The 22,429-nt window shown below is 71.1% G+C and carries 26 protein-coding genes; 18 read left to right on the top strand and 8 right to left on the bottom strand.

The features are described 5' to 3' along the window. The first annotated feature begins 16 nt into the window (after positions 1 to 16). On the top strand, positions 17 to 970 hold the full coding sequence (locus F8S09_RS02295) for a leucine-rich repeat domain-containing protein (protein WP_152868569.1): 954 nt from the start codon (positions 17 to 19) through the stop codon (positions 968 to 970). A gap of 4 nt (positions 971 to 974) precedes the next feature. Here F8S09_RS02295 and F8S09_RS02290 read toward each other — a convergent pair whose 3' ends face one another. Next, positions 975 to 1,697 (bottom strand): hypothetical protein, encoded by a 723-nt coding sequence (locus F8S09_RS02290; protein ID WP_152868567.1) that lies wholly within the window; start codon positions 1,695 to 1,697, stop codon positions 975 to 977. Positions 1,698 to 1,895: 198 nt separating this feature from the next. Between F8S09_RS02290 and ccsA the strand changes: the two genes are divergently transcribed. From ccsA to F8S09_RS02245, 9 genes are all read left to right on the top strand, one after another. Continuing rightward, positions 1,896 to 2,618 carry a cytochrome c biogenesis protein CcsA gene (gene ccsA, locus F8S09_RS02285; protein WP_152868565.1) on the top strand — a complete coding sequence of 241 codons (723 nt, stop codon included), beginning with the start codon at positions 1,896 to 1,898 and terminating at the stop codon, positions 2,616 to 2,618. Then, complete coding sequence (gene ccmD / locus F8S09_RS02280) at positions 2,611 to 2,733, top strand: heme exporter protein CcmD (RefSeq protein ID WP_322618451.1); 123 nt, start codon at positions 2,611 to 2,613, stop codon at positions 2,731 to 2,733. Before ccsA ends, ccmD begins: the two co-directional genes overlap by 8 nt. After that, positions 2,730 to 3,188, top strand: a complete 459-nt coding sequence (ccmE, locus tag F8S09_RS02275; protein ID WP_152868563.1) for a cytochrome c maturation protein CcmE — start codon at positions 2,730 to 2,732, stop codon at positions 3,186 to 3,188. The genes ccmD and ccmE overlap by 4 nt, the downstream gene beginning before the upstream one ends. A 13-nt stretch (positions 3,189 to 3,201) precedes the next feature. Further along, positions 3,202 to 5,196 carry a heme lyase CcmF/NrfE family subunit gene (locus tag F8S09_RS02270; protein ID WP_322618450.1) on the top strand — a complete coding sequence of 665 codons (1,995 nt, stop codon included), beginning with the start codon at positions 3,202 to 3,204 and terminating at the stop codon, positions 5,194 to 5,196. Positions 5,197 to 5,330: 134 nt separating this feature from the next. Further along, entirely contained in the window at positions 5,331 to 5,912 is a 582-nt protein-coding gene (locus F8S09_RS02265; RefSeq protein WP_152868561.1) for a TlpA family protein disulfide reductase, read from the top strand. Next, positions 5,909 to 6,403: a cytochrome c-type biogenesis protein gene (locus F8S09_RS02260; RefSeq protein WP_227978432.1), complete on the top strand. Its 495-nt coding sequence runs from the start codon at positions 5,909 to 5,911 to the stop codon at positions 6,401 to 6,403. The genes F8S09_RS02265 and F8S09_RS02260 overlap by 4 nt, the downstream gene beginning before the upstream one ends. Beyond that, positions 6,403 to 7,452, top strand: a complete 1,050-nt coding sequence (locus F8S09_RS02255; protein ID WP_152868559.1) for a c-type cytochrome — start codon at positions 6,403 to 6,405, stop codon at positions 7,450 to 7,452. The genes F8S09_RS02260 and F8S09_RS02255 overlap by 1 nt, the downstream gene beginning before the upstream one ends. Then, positions 7,449 to 8,036, top strand: a complete 588-nt coding sequence (locus tag F8S09_RS02250; RefSeq protein ID WP_322618449.1) for a Rieske 2Fe-2S domain-containing protein — start codon at positions 7,449 to 7,451, stop codon at positions 8,034 to 8,036. Before F8S09_RS02255 ends, F8S09_RS02250 begins: the two co-directional genes overlap by 4 nt. After that, a complete protein-coding gene (locus F8S09_RS02245) occupies positions 8,037 to 8,519 on the top strand; it encodes a GNAT family N-acetyltransferase (RefSeq protein WP_322618448.1) in 483 nt (160 codons plus the stop codon). It abuts the gene before it with no gap. Here F8S09_RS02245 and F8S09_RS02240 read toward each other — a convergent pair. Beyond that, entirely contained in the window at positions 8,498 to 9,559 is a 1,062-nt protein-coding gene (locus F8S09_RS02240) for an LLM class flavin-dependent oxidoreductase (protein ID WP_152868556.1), read from the bottom strand. The genes F8S09_RS02245 and F8S09_RS02240 overlap by 22 nt on opposite strands. Before the next feature lie 92 nt (positions 9,560 to 9,651). Here F8S09_RS02240 and F8S09_RS02235 point away from each other — a divergent pair, with 92 nt between their 5' ends. The 3 genes from F8S09_RS02235 to F8S09_RS02225 are packed head-to-tail and all read left to right on the top strand — an operon-like array spanning position 9,652 to position 11,606. Beyond that, positions 9,652 to 10,203, top strand: a complete 552-nt coding sequence (locus F8S09_RS02235; RefSeq protein ID WP_152868554.1) for a TlpA family protein disulfide reductase — start codon at positions 9,652 to 9,654, stop codon at positions 10,201 to 10,203. 24 nt (positions 10,204 to 10,227) lie between these two features. Continuing rightward, positions 10,228 to 11,097, top strand: coding sequence for an HpcH/HpaI aldolase/citrate lyase family protein (locus tag F8S09_RS02230; RefSeq protein ID WP_322618447.1), 870 nt, complete (start codon positions 10,228 to 10,230; stop codon positions 11,095 to 11,097). A gap of 23 nt (positions 11,098 to 11,120) precedes the next feature. Further along, positions 11,121 to 11,606 carry a MaoC family dehydratase gene (locus tag F8S09_RS02225; protein WP_152868552.1) on the top strand — a complete coding sequence of 162 codons (486 nt, stop codon included), beginning with the start codon at positions 11,121 to 11,123 and terminating at the stop codon, positions 11,604 to 11,606. A 6-nt stretch (positions 11,607 to 11,612) separates the two neighbouring features. Here the strand turns inward: F8S09_RS02225 and F8S09_RS02220 are convergent, their stop codons facing one another. Together F8S09_RS02220 and F8S09_RS02215 are read right to left on the bottom strand one after the other, a co-directional pair. Next, positions 11,613 to 13,001 carry an MATE family efflux transporter gene (locus F8S09_RS02220; RefSeq protein ID WP_322618446.1) on the bottom strand — a complete coding sequence of 463 codons (1,389 nt, stop codon included), beginning with the start codon at positions 12,999 to 13,001 and terminating at the stop codon, positions 11,613 to 11,615. 106 nt (positions 13,002 to 13,107) lie between these two features. After that, positions 13,108 to 14,103, bottom strand: a complete 996-nt coding sequence (locus tag F8S09_RS02215) for an aldo/keto reductase (RefSeq protein WP_152868550.1) — start codon at positions 14,101 to 14,103, stop codon at positions 13,108 to 13,110. 88 nt (positions 14,104 to 14,191) lie between these two features. Between F8S09_RS02215 and F8S09_RS02210 the strand changes: the two genes are divergently transcribed. The 3 genes from F8S09_RS02210 to F8S09_RS02200 all read left to right on the top strand — a co-directional run bounded on the left by F8S09_RS02210 (position 14,192) and on the right by F8S09_RS02200 (position 19,084). After that, the gene (locus tag F8S09_RS02210) at positions 14,192 to 15,403 is read left to right on the top strand and encodes a benzoate/H(+) symporter BenE family transporter (RefSeq protein ID WP_152868549.1); all 1,212 of its coding nucleotides are present in this window, start codon (positions 14,192 to 14,194) and stop codon (positions 15,401 to 15,403) included. A gap of 32 nt (positions 15,404 to 15,435) precedes the next feature. Next, positions 15,436 to 16,620 carry a cysteine desulfurase-like protein gene (locus F8S09_RS02205; RefSeq protein ID WP_152868547.1) on the top strand — a complete coding sequence of 395 codons (1,185 nt, stop codon included), beginning with the start codon at positions 15,436 to 15,438 and terminating at the stop codon, positions 16,618 to 16,620. A 421-nt stretch (positions 16,621 to 17,041) separates the two neighbouring features. Beyond that, the gene (locus tag F8S09_RS02200) at positions 17,042 to 19,084 is read left to right on the top strand and encodes a thioredoxin domain-containing protein (RefSeq protein WP_152868544.1); all 2,043 of its coding nucleotides are present in this window, start codon (positions 17,042 to 17,044) and stop codon (positions 19,082 to 19,084) included. Between the two features lie 7 nt (positions 19,085 to 19,091). On the opposite strand, the gene F8S09_RS02195 is transcribed toward F8S09_RS02200, so the two are convergent. Genes F8S09_RS02195 through F8S09_RS02185 form a run of 3 tightly spaced genes read right to left on the bottom strand, consistent with a single transcriptional unit; the run spans position 19,092 to position 20,649 of the window. After that, entirely contained in the window at positions 19,092 to 19,460 is a 369-nt protein-coding gene (locus F8S09_RS02195) for a hypothetical protein (protein WP_152868543.1), read from the bottom strand. 3 nt (positions 19,461 to 19,463) lie between these two features. Beyond that, positions 19,464 to 20,150: a ribose 5-phosphate isomerase A gene (rpiA, locus tag F8S09_RS02190; protein ID WP_152868541.1), complete on the bottom strand. Its 687-nt coding sequence runs from the start codon at positions 20,148 to 20,150 to the stop codon at positions 19,464 to 19,466. Further along, on the bottom strand, positions 20,143 to 20,649 hold the full coding sequence (locus F8S09_RS02185) for a peroxiredoxin (protein ID WP_152868539.1): 507 nt from the start codon (positions 20,647 to 20,649) through the stop codon (positions 20,143 to 20,145). Before F8S09_RS02185 ends, rpiA begins: the two co-directional genes overlap by 8 nt. Positions 20,650 to 20,688: 39 nt before the next feature. Here F8S09_RS02185 and deoC point away from each other — a divergent pair, with 39 nt between their 5' ends. Further along, the gene (gene deoC, locus F8S09_RS02180) at positions 20,689 to 21,351 is read left to right on the top strand and encodes a deoxyribose-phosphate aldolase (protein WP_152868537.1); all 663 of its coding nucleotides are present in this window, start codon (positions 20,689 to 20,691) and stop codon (positions 21,349 to 21,351) included. Further along, the gene (locus F8S09_RS02175) at positions 21,341 to 21,940 is read left to right on the top strand and encodes a Maf family nucleotide pyrophosphatase (protein ID WP_152868535.1); all 600 of its coding nucleotides are present in this window, start codon (positions 21,341 to 21,343) and stop codon (positions 21,938 to 21,940) included. The genes deoC and F8S09_RS02175 overlap by 11 nt, the downstream gene beginning before the upstream one ends. A 61-nt stretch (positions 21,941 to 22,001) precedes the next feature. On the opposite strand, the gene F8S09_RS02170 is transcribed toward F8S09_RS02175, so the two are convergent. Continuing rightward, positions 22,002 to 22,427 (bottom strand): OsmC family protein, encoded by a 426-nt coding sequence (locus F8S09_RS02170; RefSeq protein ID WP_152868533.1) that lies wholly within the window; start codon positions 22,425 to 22,427, stop codon positions 22,002 to 22,004. Between the last annotated feature and the right edge of the window lie 2 nt (positions 22,428 to 22,429).

Below are 22,429 nucleotides of genomic sequence, written 5' to 3'. Positions count from 1 at the left end.
GAAAGTACAGTGGCCCATGCCGGAGCCTGCCGCCACCCCCAGCCTGAGCCACCAGCATCCGACCGGAGCGCGGGGGCAAGAGTTGCTGGCCCTCCTCGGCACCGGCAGCGACTCACCTTCCAACCACATTCACCTCAATGGATGCGGCCTGACCGGGTTGCCCGACGCGCTGCGGCAGGGCACGGACGCCCGCGTCCTGAGCCTCTATGACAACGCGCTGGAAGGCGTGCCCGACTGGCTATGGACCCTGACGGCCCTCACAACGCTGAACCTTTCCGCGAACCGGCTCTCGGCGCTGGGGCCGGGGCTGGGGCAATTGACGCGGCTGGAGATGCTGGACCTCGGCCACAACGGGCTGGAGGCGCTCCCCGACGAATTCGCAGAATTGCGGGACCTGCGCTTTCTGTACCTCAGCAACAATCGGCTGACCGGGTTGCCCCCATCGCTGCGGCACCTGCATGGCTTGACGTACCTCAATGTCACGGACAATGCACTGGAGACACTCCCGGACTGGCTGGGAGAGCTGGCAGACCTGACCGAATTCCGCGCCTACAACAACGCCCTGACAGCCTTCCCTGCCGCCCTGGGGAACTGCACGCACCTGCGCGAACTGCACGTGATGAACAATCGGCTGACGGCACTTCCGGCTGAGCTGGGCCGCTGCGAACGCCTGACCAGGCTGATGGTCCAGGGCAATCGCCTGACCCACTTGCCGGACACACTGGGGGGCCTGACCGAACTCACCGAACTGGACCTGCGTTTCAACGCGCTGGAGGAGGTGCCCAACTCTCTGGCCGGGCTGCAACATCTCCGTTTCTTGGACCTGCGGGCGAACAGGCTGACCAAGCTGCCGGACGCACTGGCCGAACTTCCACGGCTGGAGAAGCTCGACCTGCGCTGGAACCAGCTGGCCTCCCTGCCCCCTGCCTTCCGGGCGCTGGAGGAGCGCGGCTGCCTGATCTACGCCTGAGCGGTTACGACCCCCCCGCCACCAGCAGCACCGCCCGCCCGTCATGGTCCCCGGTCGTCTCGGTCGCCGTGTCCAGGCGCGAGCCCATCTCCACGTACCCGGCCCGCTTGTAGACCGACGCGGCGTTCAGCTTGTCCGCGAGGTCCTCGCGCGAGACCTGGAAGGAGCGGTAGGGGTGACCCAGCGTGGGGTAGACGCGCACGCCCTCCAGGCTGAAGGCCCCGGTAAAGGCATACCCGCCCTCCACCGCCACCGGGCCGAAGATGCGCCCGTGGTTGTTGGGGACGAAAAAGGGCGCGTCGCTGAATGCCTCTCCCTTGCCGGTGGGGAGCATGGGGTAAAGCTGCCCGCCGACCTCACCCCAGTAGCCGGTGGAGTGACCACCGCGTGGAGGGTATCCGGCGGCCCGCATCGCGGTCAGCAGGCGCGTGGTGGCCTCCTGCGGGGTGCGGGCGCCCCGGTCGATCAGGAGCACGTTGACCGGCTCGCGCAGCGTGCGCCCGCCCTGTTTCTCGCCCAGCCACGTCGCGGGCACGAGGTCCTTGGTGATCATCCAGCGGCCCACGGCGCCGATGCCGGGCACCGGAACGGTCACGTCGGCGGGGCGGTAGGTCGCGGGGTCGGGCAGCGGCGCGGCGGGCGCGGCGGCTGAGGGCGCACAGGCCGCGAGCAGGGCAGCGGACAGGGCAGCAAGGGTCAGCAGGGACAGGACGCGGGAACGCTTCATGGAGCCTCCGGGGAGAAAGGTGGACAAAGGGTTGGCTTCCACGGTAGCAGGAAGCGGGGGCAGGCCCCCCGCCCCAGCGGGGACACTCGCACTTGCCCCTTTCTGCGCCAGACGCGATCCTCCTGGGACGAAGGATTCCTGCGCCCACAGGCCTCACGGTGTGGGGAAATGGGCGCGGGTCATAATGGGGGAGCTGAGATGAAACAAGACCGCGTGACGACGGGGCTGGGCCTCGCCACCCTGCTGAGCCTGGGGGTGGCCGTGGCCCTGGGCCTGAGTGCGCCGCTGGACCTCAACCAGGGGTCGCTGGTGCGCCTGTTTTTCGTGCATGTCCCCAGCGCGTGGCTGAGTTACCTCGCCTACGGCGGCACGGGCCTGTTCGGGCTGCTGTACCTGCTGACCCGGCAGCGCCGCTGGGACCGCCTGGCGATGGCGAGTGCCGAGATCGGCGTGCTGTTCACGGTGTCCACCATCGTGGGCGGGATGCTGTGGGCCAAGCCGACCTGGGGCGCGTACTGGGTGTGGGACGCCCGGCTGACCACCACCGCCCTGAGCATTGTGATCTACGGCGGCTACCTCCTGATTCGCTCCCTGATCGACGACCCGGACCGCCGCGCCCGCGTCGCCGCCGTGGTGGGGCTGGTGGGCACCCTGTACGTGCCCGTCAACTACATGGCGGTGGAGTGGTGGCGCGGGGTGCACCAGACGCAGACGCTGAAGCTGCTGGGCGACCTGGACTGGTCGGCCCGCTGGAACGCCGCGCCCGTCTACGGCCTGGTGCTGATGGTGGCGACCTTCGCCTTCACCCTGCTCTACGTCTACCTCCTGCGGGTGCGCGGCATCCTGGCTGCCCGCGAGGAGGCCCGCGAGGAGCGCGAACTGATGGAAGACCTGAGGAGCATGGAGGTCGCCCGTGGATAAGTACACCGGATACGTCGTGGTCGTGTACGTCGTGACCTTTCTGCTGCTGGTGGGCTACCTGGCCTGGATGTGGTGGCGGTTGCGGCAGGTGCGGGACGAGGGGGAGCGGCGATGACCGCGCCCTCTCCCCTGCCTCAGGCGCGGCGGCGCAAGAAGAACCCGCTGCCCACCGTGTTGGGCGTGCTCGCGCTGGTGGGGCTGACGGGCTTCTTGGCCTTCGGGAACCTGGGCAAGAGCCTGGAATATTTCGTGACCCCGACCGAGTACGTGCAGCAACGCGCCGAGTTGGAGGGCCGCCCGCTGCGGATTGGCGGGCTGGTCAAGGCCGTGCAGTACAACCCGCAGACGCTGGACCTGCGGTTCGACGTGACCGACGGCAGCGCCACCTTTCCGGTGCAGTACACGGGGGCCGTGAGCGACCTGTTCAAGGAAGACCAGGGCGTGGTGGTGCGCGGCGAGTTTCAGGGCGAAACCTTCCACGCCTCCGAACTCGTGGTGAAGCACTCCGAGGAGTACAACGTGCCGCAGACGCAGGCGGAGCTGAAGGACCTGTTGCGGCAGGCCGATTGAGGCGGCCCGCACCGTGCTGAATCTGATTTCCTTTGACGCCAGCCCGCTGGGGGCGCTGGGCCAGCTCTCGCTGCTGGCGGCCCTCGCCTTTACGCTGGGCGGGACATGGCTCGCGGTAGTCGGCGGCGTGAAGGCCGACGCGCGGGCGACTGAGGCGGCGCGGCGGGCGGTGTGGGCGGTGTTCGCCCTCGTCAGCCTGTCTACCCTCACGCTGATGGCGGCGCTGCTGGGCGACGACTTCTCGGTGCGGTACGTGGCCGAGCACTCCATGCGGGCCTCCCCCACCTGGATCAAGGTGACCAGCCTGTGGGGGGCGCTGGAAGGCTCCATCCTGCTGTGGGCGTGGTTGCTGGCGGGGTACGCCTTTATCCTCAGCCTGACCCTGCGGCGCGACGCGCTGCGGCCCTGGGCGCTGGCCGCGATGTATGCCAGCCTGATCTTTTTCGTGGGCATCTGCGCGACGGTCGCCAGCCCCTTTACCCCGCTGGCGCAGATTCCGGCAGATGGGCGCGGGCCGAACCCCGCCCTGCAAAACCACTGGATGATGGCCGTCCACCCGGTGCTGCTGTACCTGGGCTTCGTGGGGCTGGCGGTGCCCTTCGCCTACGCGGTGGCCGCGCTGGTGACCGGGCGGCTCTCGGACCACTGGGTCGTCGTGACGCGGCGCTGGACGCTGGTGGCGTGGGCCTTCCTGACGGCCGCCATCGTCGCGGGCGGCTGGTGGAGCTACGAGACGCTGGGCTGGGGCGGCTACTGGGCCTGGGACCCGGTGGAGAACGCGTCCTTTATTCCCTGGCTGCTGGCGACCGCCTTCCTCCACTCCATCCAGATTCAGGAGCGGCGTGGCCTGATGCGGTCGTGGAACGTCTGGCTGATCGTGCTGGCGTATGCGTCCACGGTGCTGGGCACCTTCCTGAACCGCTCGGGCATCGTGCAGAGCGTCCACGCGTTCGCGGGGGGTCCGGTGGGGCCGGTGTTTCTGGGCTTCCTCGCCTTCCTGCTGGTCGCGGGCATCGGGCTGGCCGCGTGGCGGGCGCCCCACCTGCGCGACGACGGCGACCCGCCCGCCGCCCTGAGCCGCGAGGGAGCGTTCCTGGCGGGCAACTGGCTGTTTCTGGTGTTCGCGGTGATGGTGCTGGTGGGCACCCTCTTTCCCACCATCGTGGAGGCGGTGCAGGGGCGGCGGGACACGTCGGTCGGCCCGGCCTTTTACAACGCCTTCGCCATTCCGCTGGGGCTGGGCCTGCTGCTGCTGATGGGCGTGGGGCCGCTGCTGCCCTGGCGGCGGGCCGAGGGACAGGGGCTGTGGCGGGCGCTGTGGCCGCTGCTGCTGGCCGGGGCGGGGACGGCGGTGCTCGCCTACGCCTTCGGGATTCGCGGGGTCGGTGTGCTGGCGGCGGTGGGGCTGTCGGCCTACAACGTGGTGGGGCTGGCCCTGCTGACCGGGCGGGCGTGGCGGGCCTACCGGGCGAGCGGACGGGGCGGGATGGTCAGCTTGGTGCGCGAGCAGCCCCGGCGCTACGGCGCGTACCTCGCGCACGCCGGGCTGGTCGTGATGGCGCTGGGCATCGCCTTTTCCTCGGCCTACCGGCAGGACGCACAGGTCACGCTGAATGCGGGCGCGGCCCCCGTCACCCTGCTGCACGAGACGCTGGCGCTGGAAAGTACCCGCGTGGAGGAGAAGCCCTACGGCCAGTCGGCCATCGCGCGGGTCCGTATTGACGGCGTGCCCTTCGAGACGCGCATGAACACCTATATCCAGGGCGGCGACACGCCCTTTCCGGCGCCCGCCGTGCGCTACGGGATGTGGGGCGACACCTACCTCGTTGTGACGGCCTTTGGCGAGGACGGGCGCTGGGCCAGCGTGCGGCTGATTGAAAGCCCGCTGGTGTCGTGGATCTGGTGGGGCACCCTGATCGTGGTGCTGGGCGCAGGGCTGACGTTGGTGGCGCCGCGCCGCGCCCCGGCCCGTGCGCCTGCGTTGCAGGTGGCCCCGGCGACGGATTGAAGGGGCTTTCCGCATGACGTTGACTGGACGGCAAAGAGGGCAGGCTGGCGCTTGCCACCCCCTCTGCTTCGCAGCCCTACGAGTCCCCACCTCCCCCACAGGGCGGGAGGAGCAGCAACAGCGAGTGACTGACCATGACTGACCTCTCCCCCTCTTCCAATCCGGCCCCTACGCCCGCTCCCCTGTGGCGGCGGCTGCTTCCGCCCGTGCTGGCGGCCACGCTGGTCGCGGTGCTGGGCGTGGCGCTGCTCAGCCCCTCGCGCAACGCCACCGACGGCGGCCCCCTGGTGGGCAAGCCCGCGCCCGAGTTCACGCTGGAGAGCCTGGACGGGGCGCAGGTGAGCCTCGCCGCCCTGCAGGGCCGCCCGGTCGTGCTGAACTTCTGGGCCTCGTGGTGCGAGCCGTGCCGCGAGGAGGCGCCTCTCTTCCGCGAACTGGGCGAAAAGCGGAGCGGCGAGAACGGCCCCGCCATCCTGGGCATCCTCTTTCAGGAGACCAAGGAGCAAAACGCCCGCGACTTCATCCGCGAGTACGCCCTCGCCTATCCCAACCTGCGCGACCCCGGCATCAAGACCGGCATCGACTACGGGGTGGCGGGGATTCCCGAGACGGTCTTTATCGACAAGGAAGGCGTGATCCGCCACGTGGACCGGGGTGGGTTGAGCCGCGAACGGCTGAATGTGGGGCTGGAGAAGATCGGGGTGGAGGGGATTTGAAGTTGCCAGTCGCCAGTCGCCAGTCGCCAGCGCGGGCACGGCTCCTGCCTCTGGCCCTGAGCCTGTTGCTCTCCACTTCGCTGGCTCTGACGCCCGACCAATCCCTCCGCGCCGAGGCCATCGGGGACAACCTGCGCTGCCCGATCTGCACGGGGGAGCCCATCACGCAGAGCACGAACGACATCAGCCGCGAGATGCTGCGCGACGTGCGCGAGCAGGTGGCGGCGGGGCGCAGCGACGCGGAGATCTACAGCTACTTCGCGGCACGGTACGGCAATTTCGTGCTGCTGGACCCGCCGAAAGACGGGGTGGGGATGCTGCTGTGGGGCGCTCCGCTCGCGGCGCTGGGGGCGGGGGGGCTGGTGCTGTGGCGCTTCCTGCGGCGCAAGCCCACCGCCGCCGCTGCTGCCACGCCCGAGGCCGAGGGGGACACCTTTGACCCCTACCTCGCGGAAGTGCAGCGCCAGACGCGGCGCAAGGAGGGGGCGTGATGCTGAGCCTCGTCCTGCTGGCCCTGATCGTGGGCGTGTCGTTGTGGCTGGTGCTCTCGCCGCTGGGGGCGGGCGTGCCGGGCGACCCCGACGCCCCGGAGCGGGAGCGGCTGACGGCCGAGCGCGACCGCCTGTATGGGGAGCTGGATACCCTGACCGACGAGCGGCGGCGGCCCGACCTGGAACGCCGCGCCGCGCTGACCCTGCGGGCGCTGGACGCGTTGCCGCCCGCACCGCCCCCGGCGAACCGGGCGGGCCGCACCCGCCGCCTCGCGCTGGCCGGGGTAGGGCTGGCCGCGCTGGTGACGGTCGCCGGAGCGGTGACCTTCGTCCCTCGCTGGCAGCTCGCGGCCCTCTCGCCGCGTGAGGCGCAGACTGTGCAGAACTCGCTCGCGCTGCCCGAGCTGCGCCGCCGCGCTGAGGCCAGCCAGTCCGCCGCCGATTCCCTCGCCTGGGGTAAGGCGGCCTTCGACTCCGGCCTCTACGACGAGGCGACGAGGGCGTACGCGGCGGCCCTGCGCCTGGACCCCCGCCAGCCCGAGGCGCTGCGGCGGCTGGGCATCCTGCTGCTGAACCGGCCCGCGCGGGGCGGCGGGGAGCTGAGCGAGGAAGAAGCGGGGCAGGCCTTCCTGCTGATCCGCACCGCCGCGCAGCTCGCGCCCGACGACGCCGAATCGCAACTTTTCCTGGGCTTCGCGCTCTCCCAGTTCGGGCAGGACGAGGCCGCCCTGACCGCGCTGGAACGCTACCGCACCCTCAACCCCTCCGGCCGCGACGCCGACGAGACCATCACCGCCATCCGTGCCCGCCAGAACCAGGCGGACCCCGGCCTGCGCGTGTACGCCGCGAACTGCGCGAGCTGTCACGGGGCGAACGGCGGCGGCGGGGCGCTGGGACCCAGCCTGCGGGTGTCCAACCTCTCGCGGGACGGGCTGCGGCAGATCATCCTCCAGGGCAAGGGGGCGATGCCCGCCTATCCCGACCTCAAACCCGATGAGCTGAACGCCCTGCTGGACGTGCTGGAGCGCTGGCAGAAGGAAGGCGAGTGACGGGCGAGCGGCCCAAGGCACGCCGCCTGACGCGCCGCCGGGTCCTGGAGAACTGGTGGGTGCTACCTGTCGCGGGCACGCTGGGCACCTTCGGGTACATGGGCTGGTACGCCTCGCGGGTGACGCTGGGCAAGCGGGACGCGGGCGAGCCGGAGTTTCAGCCGGGAGCGGCGGTGTGGGTCGCTTCGGCGGGACACCTGGCGCAGGAGTGGGCGGAAGTCACCTTCACCTACGCTGATCGCCCCTGCGTGGCCCTGCGGGTGCCGGAGCCGGTCCTCGGTGGTCTGAGCGTGGACGGCCGCCACTACGCCGCCTACAGCCGCATCTGCACCCACCTGGGCTGCCCGGTGGTCCTCGTGCGCGACCCGGAGGTGCTGGCCTTCGCCTACAACTACCGCCCGCCGAGGGAAGACCAGCACCCGCAACTGGGGTGCCCGTGCCACTACAGCGTCTTTGACCCCCTCAAGGCGGGCGAGGCCGTCTTCGGGAAGGCCAGCGGGCCACTGCCACGCGTGCGGCTGGAGGCTCGGGGCGGCGACCTCTACGCGACGGGGATTGAGCCCGCGCCGCCGCTGGGGGGCTGAGTGGACCTGACCTTTACTCGGGGCGATCTCAGCGCCGCTTCCGCCGTCCTGACCGCCACCGCCGCCCGGCTGCTGGAGCGGGGCGAACCGCTGTGGCCGCTGCCCAGCCTGACCCCGGAACGGCTGACCCGCCACTACCCGACGGAGGGCTGGCGGGTCGCGTGGCTCCGGAGCGAGGCGGTGGGCACCTACGTGCTGCTGGACGCCGACCCCCTCTTCTGGCCGGAGGACCCGCCGGGGCAGGCCCGCTATCTCCATAAACTTGGCATCCATCCGGCGGCGCAGGGACGGGGCTTGGCTCAGGCGCTGCTGGCCGAGGCCGCCCGCGAAACCCAGGAGGCCGGGGGCACCTTCCTGCGGCTGGACACCGCCGCCACCCGCCCCAAGCTCCGCGCCCTGTACGAGTCAGCGGGCTTCCGGGCGGTGGACGAGGTGACGGTGAAGGGTTTCCGGGTGGTTCGTTACGAGCTGGGCGTGGGCTGACGCCGCGCGACTTCCTCCCGGACAAGCGGAGCGACCTTAGTCCCGAACAGCTCAATGGAGCGCAGCATCGCCGCGTGAGGCAGCGTGCCCACGCTCATCTGCATCAGGAAGCGGGTGTGGCCGAACAGCTCGTGCTGGTGCAGGATTTTCGCGGCCACTTCCTCCGGGTCGCCCACGAAGAGCGCTCCGCCCGGTCCGCGCTCGGCGTCAAAGTGGGCGCGGCCCATCGGCGCCCAGCCCCGCTCGCGGCCCAGGCGGTTCATGACGAGGCTGTGCGCGGGAAAGGCGAGGTCGGCGGCCCCCCGCGACGTGTCGGCCAGGAAGCCGTGCCCGTTGATGCCCAGTGGCAGCTCGCCGTGCCCGGCAGTCTGGGCCGCGTCCCGGTAGAGCCGCACGAAGGGAGCGAAGCGCTCGTAGGCCCCGCCGATGATCGCCAGCGCCATCGGCAACCCCAGCGTCCCGGCGCGGCGGGCCGAGGACGGCGTGCCGCCCACCGCCAGCCAGACCGGGAGGGGCTGTTCGGGGCGCGGGTAGACCCCCTGACCCCCCAGCGGCGGGCGGGTGCGGCCCTGCCAGGTCACGTGTTCATGGTCGCGCACCTGCAAGAGCAGTTCCAGCCGGTCCGCAAAGATGGCGTCGTAGTCAGCGGGCATTCCGCCCAGGAACAGCGGAAACGATTCCGCGAAGGAGCCGCGCCCCACCATAATCTCGGCCCGACCCCCGGAGAGCAGGTCCAGGGTAGCGAACTGCTGGTACACCCGCACGGGATCGTCGGTGCCCAGCACGGTCACGGCGCTCGTAAGGCGGATAGTGCGGGTGCGGGCCGCCATCGCCGCGAGGACGGTCGCGGGCGAGGACACTAGGTAGTCGGGGCGGTGGTGTTCGCCCAGGCCGAACACGTCCAAGCCGACCTGATCGGCGAGTTCGGCTTCCTCCATCAGGTTTTTTAGGCGCTCGGTGGGACTCAGGGTGACCCCGGTGGCGGGGTCGGGCGTGAAGTCTCCGAAGGAGTACAGGCCGAGTTGAAAGGGGGTGGTCATGGGCCTACTCTGCCTGGCCTGCCGTGCGGGTGCCCCTGTTCGGGTCACGTTGCGGGAGTTGCCGGGGGGCCACTCCTGCGGTTCAATGGGCCATGACCCTCCCCTCCCGGACCGCGCCCGTGCTCCGCCGCTTCCTTCCCCTGGGGCTGGGCTTGCTGGCGGTCGGTGGAGTGCTGGGTGCCCTGCTCCGCCCGGCCGAGCGGCGGGAGTTCGGGACCCAGGTGGGCCAACTCGCGCCCCCTTTCCTGCTGAGCACCCTGGAGGGTGAGGAGGTCGATTCGGCCCGGCTGATCGGGCAACCGCTGGTCTTGAACTTCTGGGGGTCCAACTGCGTGCCCTGCGAGCGCGAGGTGCCACTGCTGGTCGAGCTTCAGCAGAAGCGGGGGCAGGACCTCAAGCTGCTGGGGGTGGTGGCCCACTGGACTCCAGACGGCGCGGCCCGCAACCTCGCGGAGCAACTGGGGATGACCTACCCGTCGCTCTCCGACCGCGAGGGATTCGCAGCCCGGGCCTATCAGCTTTTCGGCACGCCGCTGACCTACTTCATCGACCGGCAGGGCGTGGTCCAGCAGATCACGCACGGCGAACTCACGCGCCAGGACCTCGCCACAGGCCTGCAGCGTGTGGGGGTGGAGGGGATGTAGTGGGGGCCGCGTATCCTATGGCACGTGCCTGCTCCTGACCCCAGCCTGCGCCCCCGCAGCGTCCTGTTCGCGCCGGGGGGCCGCGCCGACCTGATCGCCAAGCTGCCCCGCTCCGCGCCCGACGCGGTGGTCATTGACCTGGAAGACGCGGTGCCCGCCACCCCGGAAGCCAAAGCCGCCGCCCGCCCGGTCGCCCGCGACGCCGCCCGCGACCTCGTGGCCGCCGCGCCGCACCTCGCCGTCTTCGTGCGGGTGAACGCGCCGCACTCGCCCTTTTTTGAGGATGACCTCGCCGTGCTGACCCCCGAACTCGCGGGAGTGGTCGTGCCCAAGCTGGAGGCGACGACAGACGTGCGGCGGGTGCGGGAGGCGCTGGCGGCGCGGGGGCTGGACCTCCCCCTCCTCGCCGGGCTGGAGACGGGCGCAGGCGTCTGGAATGCCCGCGAGATTCTGGCCGAGGAGGGCGTGGCATGGGCCTACTTCGGGGCAGAGGACTACACGACCGACCTGGGGGGCAGCCGCACTCCTGGGAATCTGGAAGTCCTGTATGCCCGCTCGCATGTTGCGCTCGCCGCCCGGCTGACCGGGGTTCACGCGCTGGACATCGTGGTTACGGCGCTGAACGACCCCGACACCTTTCGCGCCGACGCCGCGCAGGGCCGCGCCGTGGGGTACGGCGGCAAGCTGTGCATCCACCCGGCGCAGGTCGCGTTGGCCCACGAGTTCTTCGGCCCCACTGACGCGGAGGCCGAGCGTGCCCGCAGGCTGCTGGACGCCGCGCACGAGGCCGCCCTCGCCGGGCACGGGGCCTTCAGCTTCGAGGGGCAGATGGTGGATGAGCCGATGCTGGCAAAGGCCCGCGCCATCCTCCACGCCCGCGAACAGGCGAACTGACTCCCACTTCCCCAGAGGTTGCCATGAATGAAGACCTGCTGCGTCCCCAGGGCCGCTACTTTGAAGAACTCACGCCCGGCACCGTCCTTCGCCACCGGGTCACGCGCACGCTGACCGAGGCCGACAACGTTTTTTTCACCACGCTGACGATGAACCCACAGCCCCTGCACCTTGACCACGAGTACGCCGCCGCGACCGAGTTCGGGCAGCCGCTGGTCAACAGCCTGCTCACGCTGAGCCTGCTCGTCGGCCTGAGTGTCCACGAGCTGACGCTGGGGACGCTGGTGGCGAATCTGGGACTGGACGGGGTGGTCTTTCCCAAACCCGTCTTTCACGGCGACACCATCCGCGCCGAGTCCGAGGTGCTGGAAGTCCGCGAGAGCCGCAGCCGCCCCGACGCGGGCATTGTGGTGGTGGAGCACCGGGCGATCAACCAGCGCGGCGAGGTGGTGGCGCGGTGCAAACGGACGGCGCTGATGCAGCGGCGGCCTGCCACGGCCACCGACTGACGCCGCTCAGTCCGTCGCCGCGTTCAGGGCCGTCTGCCCGGCGATCACCTGGCCCCACGACAGCTTGCGGCGCCGCCAGGTGAAGATGGCGATCTTCACGACCTCCTCCAGCACGCGGGCGACCAGCACGCCCCAGAACCCCAGCCCCAGGGGGAAGGCGAGCAGCCACGCGAGCGGCAGTCCCACCGCGAAGGCACTGATGGCGTCCCCGATCAGGACGCCGCGCGTGTCGCTGCCCGAGGGGAGCACGCCCGCCCCACGCACCATGTTGGCGACCTTGACAACCTGTACGGCAGCGTTGACCAGGATGGTCGCCAGCGCGATGCCCCGTACCTCGGCCCCCACGCTGGGGTAGAGAACCGGCAGCACCAGCGCCGAGAGCGCGAACAGCACCCCGAAGGCGACCTCGGTGACCAGCCCGAAGCGTTCCACCGCCCGCGCCCGCTCAGCGGCGAGCGCCGCGTCGCGCTGCCCGACCGCCTGCCCGATCAGGGCCGTGGCCGCCGGCACCAGCCCGGAGGACGCCACCACGAAGATGCCCTCCAGCGTGTAGCCGATCTGCACGCCCGCGAGCACCTCGGTGCCCAGCCGCGCCAGAAAGAGAACGTACAGCAGGTTCCCCCCGCTCCAGGCGAGCTGCGTGGCGGCCAGCGGCAGCGAGAAGTTCAGCAGGTCGCGCACCAGCACGCGGCCCCCGGCCCCCACCCCCGACCACGCCGGGGCGATGGGACCGCGTGGCCCATACAGGAAGACCGCCAGCAGTCCCACGCGCACCGCCTGCCCCGCCAGCGCTCCCCACGCCGCGCCGACCAATCCCAGCCGGGGCAGCCCGAAGGCCCCGTGGACCAGGGCATAGCCCACTCCCACGTTGACCGCCGCCGCGATCAGCGTGGCGACCATCGGGATGCGGGGCCGCTCCAGCGAGCGCAGGACATTGCCCGCGACCACGCTCAGCACGATCAGGGGCACGCTCAGCAGCGCAACCTGGAAGAAAGGCGTGGCCGCCGCGAGGAGGTTCGCCGGGGCGCCCAGCAGCCCCAGCACTGGCCCCGCCGAGGTGTAGAGGCCCGCCACAAGCAGGGTCGTCACCCCCAGGGCGAGCAGCAGCGCGGTGCCCGCCGTCCGGTTCACCGCGTCCCGGTCCCCGGCCCCGTGCGCCCGCGCGACGAGGATCCCCGCCCCCGACCCCAGGGTGGCGAGGGTGAACATCAGGACCATCGTGACGTTGTTGGACAGGCCCACTGCCGCCACCGCCGTGGCCCCCAACGTGGCGACGATCAGTTGGGCCAGAAAGTTGAACAGCAGTTGAATGACGGCTTCGGCACTTGCGGGCAGGGCCAGCCGCAGGATGTCCGGCAGGTGGGTGCGGGTGGACGGCAGGGCAACACTGGACACAGGACGAAACCTACGCCGGGACCTGGCCCCGGCCAAGCCCTCAGCCTGCCCCAGCGGGGGGTCTACGTGCAGAGGCCGGGTCTAGGCAAGCCGGGCGGCGCAGGCCTCAGTCCCCTGCCGGGAGGTACCAGTTGCGGTCCCAGCGGTGGGCGTGGAGCTTCCGCACCTGTTCGGCGGGCAGGCCCCGCCCATCGGCGAGGGCGAGGTTGCGCTCCACGTTGCGGACACTCCGCATCCCCACGATGACGGTGCTGACAGCCGGATGGCTCAGCACGAAGCGCAGGGCGGTTTCGGGAAGCTGCGCGGTGCTGATCTCCAGGTCCGTCTCGATGGCCCGCAGCCGGGGCTGCAACTCGGCCTTGCGGTCGCCGCCGAAGTAGGTGTGCCGCCAGTCCCCCTCCGGGAAGGTGGTCTCCGGGGTGACTGTGCCGGTCAGGCTCCCCTCGTCGAGCGCGACCCGCACGATCACGCCGACGCCATTGGCGTGGCAGGCGTCCAGCAGACGGTCCTGCGGCGACTGGTCGAACACGTTGTAGATGACCTGCACGCTGTCCACCGCGCCCGACTCCACCGCCCTGACCGCGTTGTCAGGCTGGTGGTCGTTGACCGAGATGCCGAAGGCGCGAACCCGGCCGTCCCGCCTAAGCTGCGACACCGCCTCCTGCCAGTCGCCCTGTCCCAGCCACGAGTCGTTCCAGACGTGAAGCTGCTGCACGTCGATGGCGGGCAGGCCCAGGCGTTCCAGGCTGGCTTCGGTCATCCGCACGACGTACTCGCCGGGAAAGGCCTCGTCGGCGGTGGTGCCGGGGGCGGCGGGCCACTGGCCGTTTTTGGGGCTGACCTTGGTGGCGACGAGGGTCCCGGGAACCTCGCGGGCGACCTGCCCCACCAGGCGCTCGCTGTGGCCGCTCCCGTAACCCATCGCCGTGTCGATGAAGTTGCCGCCGAGTTCCACGTAGCGCCGCAGGGCCGCGAGGCTCTCGTCGTCCTGGGCGCCCTTCCACATGTCGGCGCCGATGCCCCAGGCACCGTAGCCGATCTCGGAGACGTGCAGGCCAGTGCGGCCCAGGGGCCGCTGGTGGGGCTGGGGGGAGGAGGTCATGGGGGCACCCTACGCCCGCCGGGGCCGTGCCGGTATGAGCGGCGGCTTGAGCGTCTGCCGAGGCCCTGCCGTGCTGGAATGCGGGGCGATGCCTCCCACCGCTGACCTGCCCCGTTCCTCCCGGCCCACCCTGCGCGACCTGCCCCGCGACGCTTCCGGGTCGGCGGTCGTGGCGGGCTTTGTGGCGGTGGTGGTCGGGGCGGCGAGCAGCATCGGGCTGCTGGTGGGCGCGGCGCGGGACTTCGGGCTGACGCCGGGGCAGACGGCGAGCTGGGTGCTGGCCTGTTACCTCGCCATCAGCGTGTCGGGCGGGTGGCTGAGCTGGCAGTACCGGGCGCCGATCAAGATGGCTTGGAGCACGCCGGGCCTGGCGCTGGTGGCTTCGCTCGCGGCGGCGGGGGACCTGGGCTACCCGGAGGTGCTGGGCGCCTACGTCCTGACCGCCGGGGTGATGACGGCGCTGGGCCTGAGTGGGGCCTTCGAGCGCCTGACCTCGCGGATTCCGGCGGCGCTGGCGAACGCGCTGCTGGCGGGAGTGCTGCTCCCCTTCGTGCTGGGAGCGTTCCGGGCACTGCCGCAGGCCCCGGTGCCGGTGGGCGGGATGCTGCTCGTCTTTCTGGCGGGCCGGGTGTGGTTCTCCCGCTGGGCGGTTCCGGCGGCGCTGCTGGCGGGGGCAGGGCTGTCGCTGGCAGTCGGCGCGGTCGGGCCGCTCACCGGGGGCGGCCTGGGCACGCTGGTCTGGACCACCCCCGAGTTCTCCCTGCGGGGCGCGGTCACGCTGGCGCTGCCGCTGACCATCCTGACGCTGGCCTCGCAGCAGCTTCCCGGCGTGGCGGTGCTGCGGGCCTGCGGGTACGGGTGGGTGCCCACCTCGCCGCTGATCACGGGGTCGGGGCTGGCGAGCCTCCTCTCGGCGCCGTTCGGGGCGCATACCACCAACCTCGCAGCGATCACGGCGGCCATCGCGGCGGGTGAGGAGGCGCACCCCGACCCCGCCCGTCGCTGGGTGGCGGGCCTGAGCGCGGCCTTTTTCTACCTGATGCTGGGCGTCTTCGCGGGTTGGGTGGTGGGCGCGGTCGCGGCGGTTCCTCCGCCCGTGGTCGCGGCACTGGCAGGGCTGGCGCTGGTCACGACCACCCTCTCCAGCCTCACCGCAGCCCTCCACGACGAGTACGGGCGCGAGGCCGCCTTCCTGACCCTGACCGTCACCGCGAGCGGCGTGACCCTGCTGGGGGTGGGGAGCGCGGTGTGGGGGCTGGTGCTGGGAGGGGCGGTGCTGTGGGTGAAGGGACGACGGTAGGCCGAGCAGCCTCACGTCCTACACTTCCCTCCATGACCCCCGACGCCATCCGCTCCCAGTTCCCGCCGCTCGCCTCTGGGCGGGCCTACCTTGACAACGCGGCGGGCGGGCTGCTGCCGCAGCGCTCCATCGACGCGATCACCGGGCACCTCACCCGCTACGGGGCCACCAACGCGATGCCAGGGCACCGGCCGGGGCAGGAGATTCTGGCGCTGAAGGGACGCGCCCGCGAGGGGACCGCCCTCTTCCTGAACGCCCACCCGGAGGACGTGGCCCTGGGGCCGAGCGCGACCGCCCTCGCCTTCCGGCTGGCAGCGGCCTTCGCGCGGCGGTGGGGACCGGGGGACGAGGTGATTCTGTCGGGCCTGGAGCACGAGGCGAACGCCAGCCCCTGGCGCGAGCTGGAGCGTGTGGGCGTGACGGTCAAGGTGTGGCACGCCCGTCAGCCCGACATGCGGCTGCACGCCGACGACCTCGCGGACCTGCTCTCGCCGCGCACCCGGCTGGTCGCGGTGACGGCGGCGAGCAACGCCCTGGGGGTCACAGTGGACATTTCGGCGGTGACTGCCCAGGTGCGGGCGGCGGGGGCCTGGACGGTCGTGGACGCCGTTCACGCCGCGCCCCATGCCTTTCCCGATGTGAGGGCCTGGGGCGCCGACTTCGTGATGTTCAGCCCCTACAAGGTCTGGGGGCCGCACCTGGGAGCGCTGTGGATCTCGCCCGAACACCGCCCGCATCTCGCCTGGCCCAAACTCAGCTTCGTGCCGCAGGGGGACATCACCGGGCTGGAACACGGCACCCCACAGTTCGAGCTGCTCGCCGGGTGGCTGGGCACGCTGGACTACCTGCGAGAACTCGGCGGCCACGACACGCTGAGCCGCGAGGCGCTGGAAGCTGCCTCCGCCCGCATCGGGGAACTGGAACGCCCGGTTGGGGAACGGCTACTGACGGGGCTGCTGGAGGCGCCCGGCGTCACGGTCTATGGCCCCACCGCCTCCGCCGCCCGAATTGGCACCGTCGCCTTCCGCGTGGAGGGCGAGGCCCCCGAAGCCACCGCCGCCCGCCTGAGCGAGGCCGGGGTGGACGTGGCCGCCGGGCACTTCTATGCTGTGCAGCCCCTCAAAGACTTGGGCCTCTACCCGCAGGGGGTGGTGCGGGCGAGCATCGCGCACTACACGACGCTGGAGGATGTGGAGCGGCTGCTGGCGGGGGTGTAGGGGGCGGTCAGCGAGGGCAGGCGGTGCCTGCCACCCCCCTCCCAACCTCCCCCGCAAGGGGGGAGGAGCAGACACTGACCCGCTCTGGCTGAAGCCCTCTTTTTCCTGTGTCCGCCAATCTCAACGTCCCTGCCTTGCGAGTCCACTCTCCAGGCAGACGAGCTGTTCGGCGCGGTAGCGCCGAGGCCTTACGTTGGGCGGCAGGATGGCGTGGAGGGGGAAACGGCGGCGAGGCAGACCGGGACGGAATATGGGGGGACGACCTTTGCCTAGCGCAGCGCCGCTCCCCCCTTCCCTCTGGGGAGGGGGGCTGGGGGGGAGGGGCAAACCGCAATCAAGATGCCACGCCCCAAACACCCATGAAGCCTCCCCCCTCCTCCCTCACCCGAACCTTCACCCACCGCGCACTACGCTACCCCCCATGAACCGCCTCGCCCAGGAAACCAGCCCCTACCTCCTTCAGCACGCCGACAACCCGGTGGACTGGTGGCCCTGGTCCCCAGAGGCCTTCGAGGAAGCCCGCCGCCGCGACGTGCCCGTGCTTCTCTCCATCGGCTACTCCACCTGCCACTGGTGCCACGTGATGGCCCACGAGAGCTTTGAGGACGAGGCGACGGCCCGCCAGATGAACGCAGGGTTCGTGAACATCAAGGTGGACCGCGAGGAACGGCCCGACGTGGACCGGGTGTACATGACAGCCACCCAACTTATGACCGGGCAGGGCGGCTGGCCCATGACCGTGTTCCTGACGCCCGGCGGCGAACCCTTCTACGCGGGCACCTACTTTCCGCCGGAGGACCGCTACGGGATGCCCGGTTTCCGCCGACTGCTGGCGACCGTGGCGCGGGCGTGGCAGGAGGACCGGGACAAGCTGCTGGGCAATGCCGAGGCCCTGACCGGCCATATCCGCGAGGCGAGCCGCCCGCGCGGGACGGCCGACGACCTCCCGGCAGACTTCCTAACCCGCGCGGTGGAGAACCTGCGCCGCGTGTACGACGCCGACCGGGGGGGCTTTGGGAGTGCTCCCAAGTTTCCGGGGACGACCACGCTGGATTTCCTGCTGACGCGAGCGGACGGACGCGACATGGCCCTGCACACCCTGCGGCGCATGGGGGCGGGCGGAATTTACGACCAGCTTGGCGGCGGCTTTCACCGCTACTCGGTGGATGCGGAGTGGCTGGTCCCCCACTTCGAGAAGATGCTCTACGACAACGCGCAACTCACGCGCACGCTGCTGCGGGCGGCGCAGTACACCGGGGATGACACCTTCGCCCGCCTCGCCCGCGAGACGCTGGCCTATCTGGAACGCGAGATGCTCGCCCCGGAAGGCGGTTTCTATTCCGCCCAGGACGCCGACACGCAGGGGGTGGAGGGCCTGACCTTCACCTGGACGCCAGACGAGATTCGGGAGGTTCTGGGGGACGGCCCGGACGCGGACCTCGTGCTGCGGGTGTATGGGGTGACCGAGAAAGGCAACTTCCTAGACCCGCACCGCCCGGAGTACGGCAGCCGCAACGTGCTGCACGTCCCCACTCCGCCGGAAGCGCTGGCCCGCGATCTGGGAGAGGACGTGCCTGCCCTGCTGGAGCGGCTGGACACCGCCAGGATGCACCTGTTTGAAGCCCGGCAGCGGCGGCCCCAGCCCGGCACCGACACCAAGGTGCTGACCTCGTGGAACGGGCTGGCCCTCGCCGCCTTCGCGGACGCGGGACGGATTCTGGGCGAGGCCCATTATCTGGAGGTGGCCCGTCGCAACGCCGACTTCGTGCGCGAGCAGATGCGCCTCCCGGACGGCACCCTGCGCCACACCTACAAGGACGGGGTGGCCCGCGTGGAAGGGCTGCTGGAAGACCATGCCCTCTACGCCCTCGGCCTCGTCGCGCTGTACCAGGCGGGCGGCGACCTCGCCCATCTGGAGTGGGCGCGGGAGCTGTGGGAGGTCGTGCAGGGCGACTTCTGGGACGAGGAGGCGGGGCTGTTCCGCTCCACCGGGGGCAACGCCGAAACCCTGCTGACCCGTCAGGCCGAGGCCTTCGACGCGGCGGTCCTCAGCGACAACGCCGCCGCCGCCCTGCTGGGGCTGTGGATGGGCCGTTACTTCGGGGACGAGGAGGCGGAGCGCCTGGCCCGCCGCACCGTGCAGACCTACGCCGCCGACATGCTCGCCGCCCCGCACGGCATGGGGGGACTATGGCAGGCGGCGGCCTTCCTGCAAGCCCCCCACGTTGATGTCGCCCTGATCGGCACCCCCGCCGAACGCGCCGCGCTGGAGCGGGTGCTGGCCCGTTTCCCCCTCCCCTTTGCGGCCCTCGCGCCCGCCGAGCAGGGCGAGGGGCTGTCCGTGTTGGAGGGTCGGCCGGGCGGCGGTACCGCTTACGTGTGTGTCGGCCACGCCTGCGATCTGCCGACGAAGGACCCGGAGGTGCTGGCGGGACAGTTGGAGCGGTTGCCCACGGGCTCTTGACCCCCGGTCAGGCCAGGTAATGAGGCGTGCCGGGAGTCAGCTCGGTGAACGTGGCTTTCTCCGAGGGCTGCGTGGAATGGGCTGGCGCGGACGCGGAATGGATCAGGCGGGGAAGGTCGTCCTCGCCCTGCCCGTTCTCAAGCCGGGTCAGCAGCAGCACAACCTCGCCCGGTATGGCCCGCACCAGGTTCGCCAGCCCTGGCGTGAGGCGCCGCCGCCCGGAGCGGGACGGTTCCAGCAGACCATCCCCCTTCTGGACCAGCTTGAAGGCGTAGACCCAGGGCGCCGCCTCCACGACGCGGAAGCCCAGGCGACTGCGCTCCAGCCCCCGGAGGTGAGCCCTCTGGCGCGATCCCACCACCAGCACGTCCGACACCCCCTACCCCCGCCGAATCTCCCGGACTCCCTCTGGGGTCGCCACGAACGCCACGTCCGCCATGCCCAGGAAAAAGCCCGTCTCCACCACCCCCAGCGTGCCCTTGAGCTGCCGCTCCAGCTCCAGAGGCTCGAACGCGGCGGGGAGTTGCGCGTCGTAGATGTAATTCCCGTTGTCGGTCACGTAGGGCTGCGCTCCCGGCTGCCGCAACCGTCCGCCCGGCACGAGCGCCCGCAGCCGCTCGACCGTGGACAGGAAGCCGAAGCGCGTGATCTCGACGGGAAGCGGTGCCTTTTCACCCAGCCGCGTCACCAGCTTGGTGTGGTCCGCGATGATGACCAGCCGCCGCGCCTGCACCTCGGTGAGCTTCTCGCGCAGCAGCGCCCCGCCCAGCCCCTTGATGAGGTTCAGGTCCGGGTCGATCTCGTCCGCCCCGTCAATGGCGAGGTCCAGCGGCCGGGGGTCCAATGGCTGCACGGGCACGCCGACCTCGCGGGCCAGCGCCTCCGACGCCTCGCTGGTCGCCACACCCACGATGTCCCGCAGCTCGCCCGCCGCCAGCCTGCGCCCGAGTTCCTCGATGGCGTACTTGGCCGTGCTGCCCGTCCCCAGCCCCACCCGCATCCCGCTCTCGACGAGGGCGACGGCGCGAAGGGCGGCTTCTTTTTTCAGCGTCTCCAGGTCACCCATTGCCGCGCTCCCCCCGGTCGGCTTCGATGGCGGCGGCCACCGCGTCGGCATGGCCGTCCACCTTCACCGCGAGCCAGCTCTTGACCAGCCGCCCGTCCGGGCCGATCAGGAAGGTCTGGCGCTTGATTCCCTCGGTGACTTTGCCGTAAAGGGTCTTGGGGCCGTAACTCCCGAGGGCCTTCAGGAACTCGGCACCGGGGTCGGACAGCAGCGGAAAGGGCAGGCTGTACTTCTCGGCGAAGGCGCTGTGGCTCGCCGCGTCGTCGCGGCTCAGGCCCAGAATCGCGGCGCCCAGCGCCTTCAGGCTCGCGCTGTCGCGGAAGTCGCAGGCTTCCTTAGTGCAGCCGGGCGTGTCGTCCTTGGGGTAGACGTACAGCACCACGTACCGCCCGGCGTAGTCGGAGAGGCGGTGCAGGTGGCCCTCCGCGTCGGGCAGGGCGAAGTCGGGAAAGGCCTCGCCGGGTTGAAGCCGGGCCGGGGCGGTGTCCAGGTCGGTCATGGGACGAGGGTAGCGCGGTCAGCCCTTATCCTGCGGGGCATGGACCTCGCCCCCTACATCGACCACACGCTGCTCAAGGCCACCGCGACCCCGGACGACATCCGGATACTGTGCGCCGAGGCCCGCGAGCACCACTTCGCCGCCGTCTGCGTGAATCCTGTCTACGTGCCCCTCGCCGCCGCCGAACTCCAGGGCTCGGGCGTGAAGGTCGCCACCGTCTGCGGCTTTCCGCTGGGGGCCATCCTGCCGGGGCAGAAGGCCGTGGAAGCCCGCCTCAGCGCCGAGGCTGGGGCCGACGAGGTGGACATGGTCATCCACATCGGCGCGGCGCTCGCCGGGAACTGGCAGACCGTGGAGGAGGACGTGCGGGCCGTCCGCAAGGCGATTCCCGACCGCGTGCTCAAGGTCATCATCGAGACGTGTTACCTGAACGAGGAGCAGAAGCGCGGCGCGACCGAGGCCGCCGTCGCGGGCGGCGCAGACTTCGTAAAAACGAGCACCGGCTTCGGCACGGGCGGCGCGACCGTGGAGGACGTGCGGCTGATGGCCGAGGTCATCGCGGGCCGCGCCGAGATCAAGGCGGCGGGCGGCGTCCGCACCCCCGACGACGCACGGGCGATGATCGAGGCCGGGGCGACCCGCCTGGGCACGTCGGGCGGAGTGGGTCTGGTCAGCGGCGGGGGGAACGGCTCTGGCTACTGAGGCCCCGGAAGTCATTCTGGCCTCGGGCAGCCCGCGCCGCCGCGAACTGCTGACGAACCTCGGCGTCCCCTTCCGGGTCGTCGTCAGCGGCGAGGACGAGGCCAGCGAGGAACGCGACCCTGCCCGGCTCGCGGAGGGTCTTGCCCGGCAGAAGGCGGCGGCGGTGGCCCGGACGCACCCCGGCGCGGTGGTGATCGGGGCCGACACGGTGGTCGCGCTGGGAGGAGAACTGCTCGCCAAGCCCCGTGACGAGGCCGAGAACCGCGCCTTCGTCCGGCGGCTCTCGGGCCGCACCCATCAGGTCTACACCGGGGTCAGCGTCTTTGCCCCGGACGGCAAGCGCGGCAGTGTGGAACGGGGCGGTGTGGAGCGCACCGACGTGACCTTTCGCGCCCTCACGGACGCCGAGGTCACCCACTACGCCGTCACGGGCGAGGGGCTGGACAAGGCCGGGGGCTACGGCATTCAGGGGATCGGGATGGCTCTCGTCGCCCGGATCGAGGGGGACTACTCCAACGTGGTGGGCTTTCCGCTGGGGCTGGTCATCCGGCTGCTGCGTGAGGCGGGAGTGCGCGTCTGGGGGGAGTGAGCCCACCCGACAGCGCAAGGGGGAGGCGTGATCGGCGCCTCCCCCTTCCCCTGCCCCTGGCTTATACGCTGGCCGTCTCGCCCGCCTCCACCCGCGTTTCCACCACGATCTCACTATTCAGGCTCGCCGCGACCGAGCAGTATTTCTCGTGGCTGAGGTGCGCGGCCCGTTCCAGCGCCTCGGGGGTCAGGCCCTCGCCGCTGGCGATGTGGCGCACCACGATGCGGGTGTAGCGCCGGGGATGCTCGTCGGCCCGCTCGCCCTCGGCCTCAATGCGGTAGCTCGTGAGCTTGATGCGCTTCTTGCCCATCACCTGCACGATGTCGTAGGCGGTGCAGGTCGCCAGCGCTCCCAGCAGCGCCTCCATGGGCGAGACGCCGACTTTGGTCGCGCTGTTGTCGATCAGAAGCTGGTGTCCGCTCGCGCTCACGCCGAGGTAACGCTGCTCGCCCAGCCAGGTCACCTGCATGGTCTTGACGTCGCTCATGG

The sequence above is a fragment of the Deinococcus terrestris genome (assembly GCF_009377345.1).
In the GTDB taxonomy this organism is placed as follows: domain Bacteria; phylum Deinococcota; class Deinococci; order Deinococcales; family Deinococcaceae; genus Deinococcus; species Deinococcus terrestris.
Note: the sequence above shows the minus strand (reverse complement) of the source record. Positions and strands in the feature narration are given on the sequence as shown.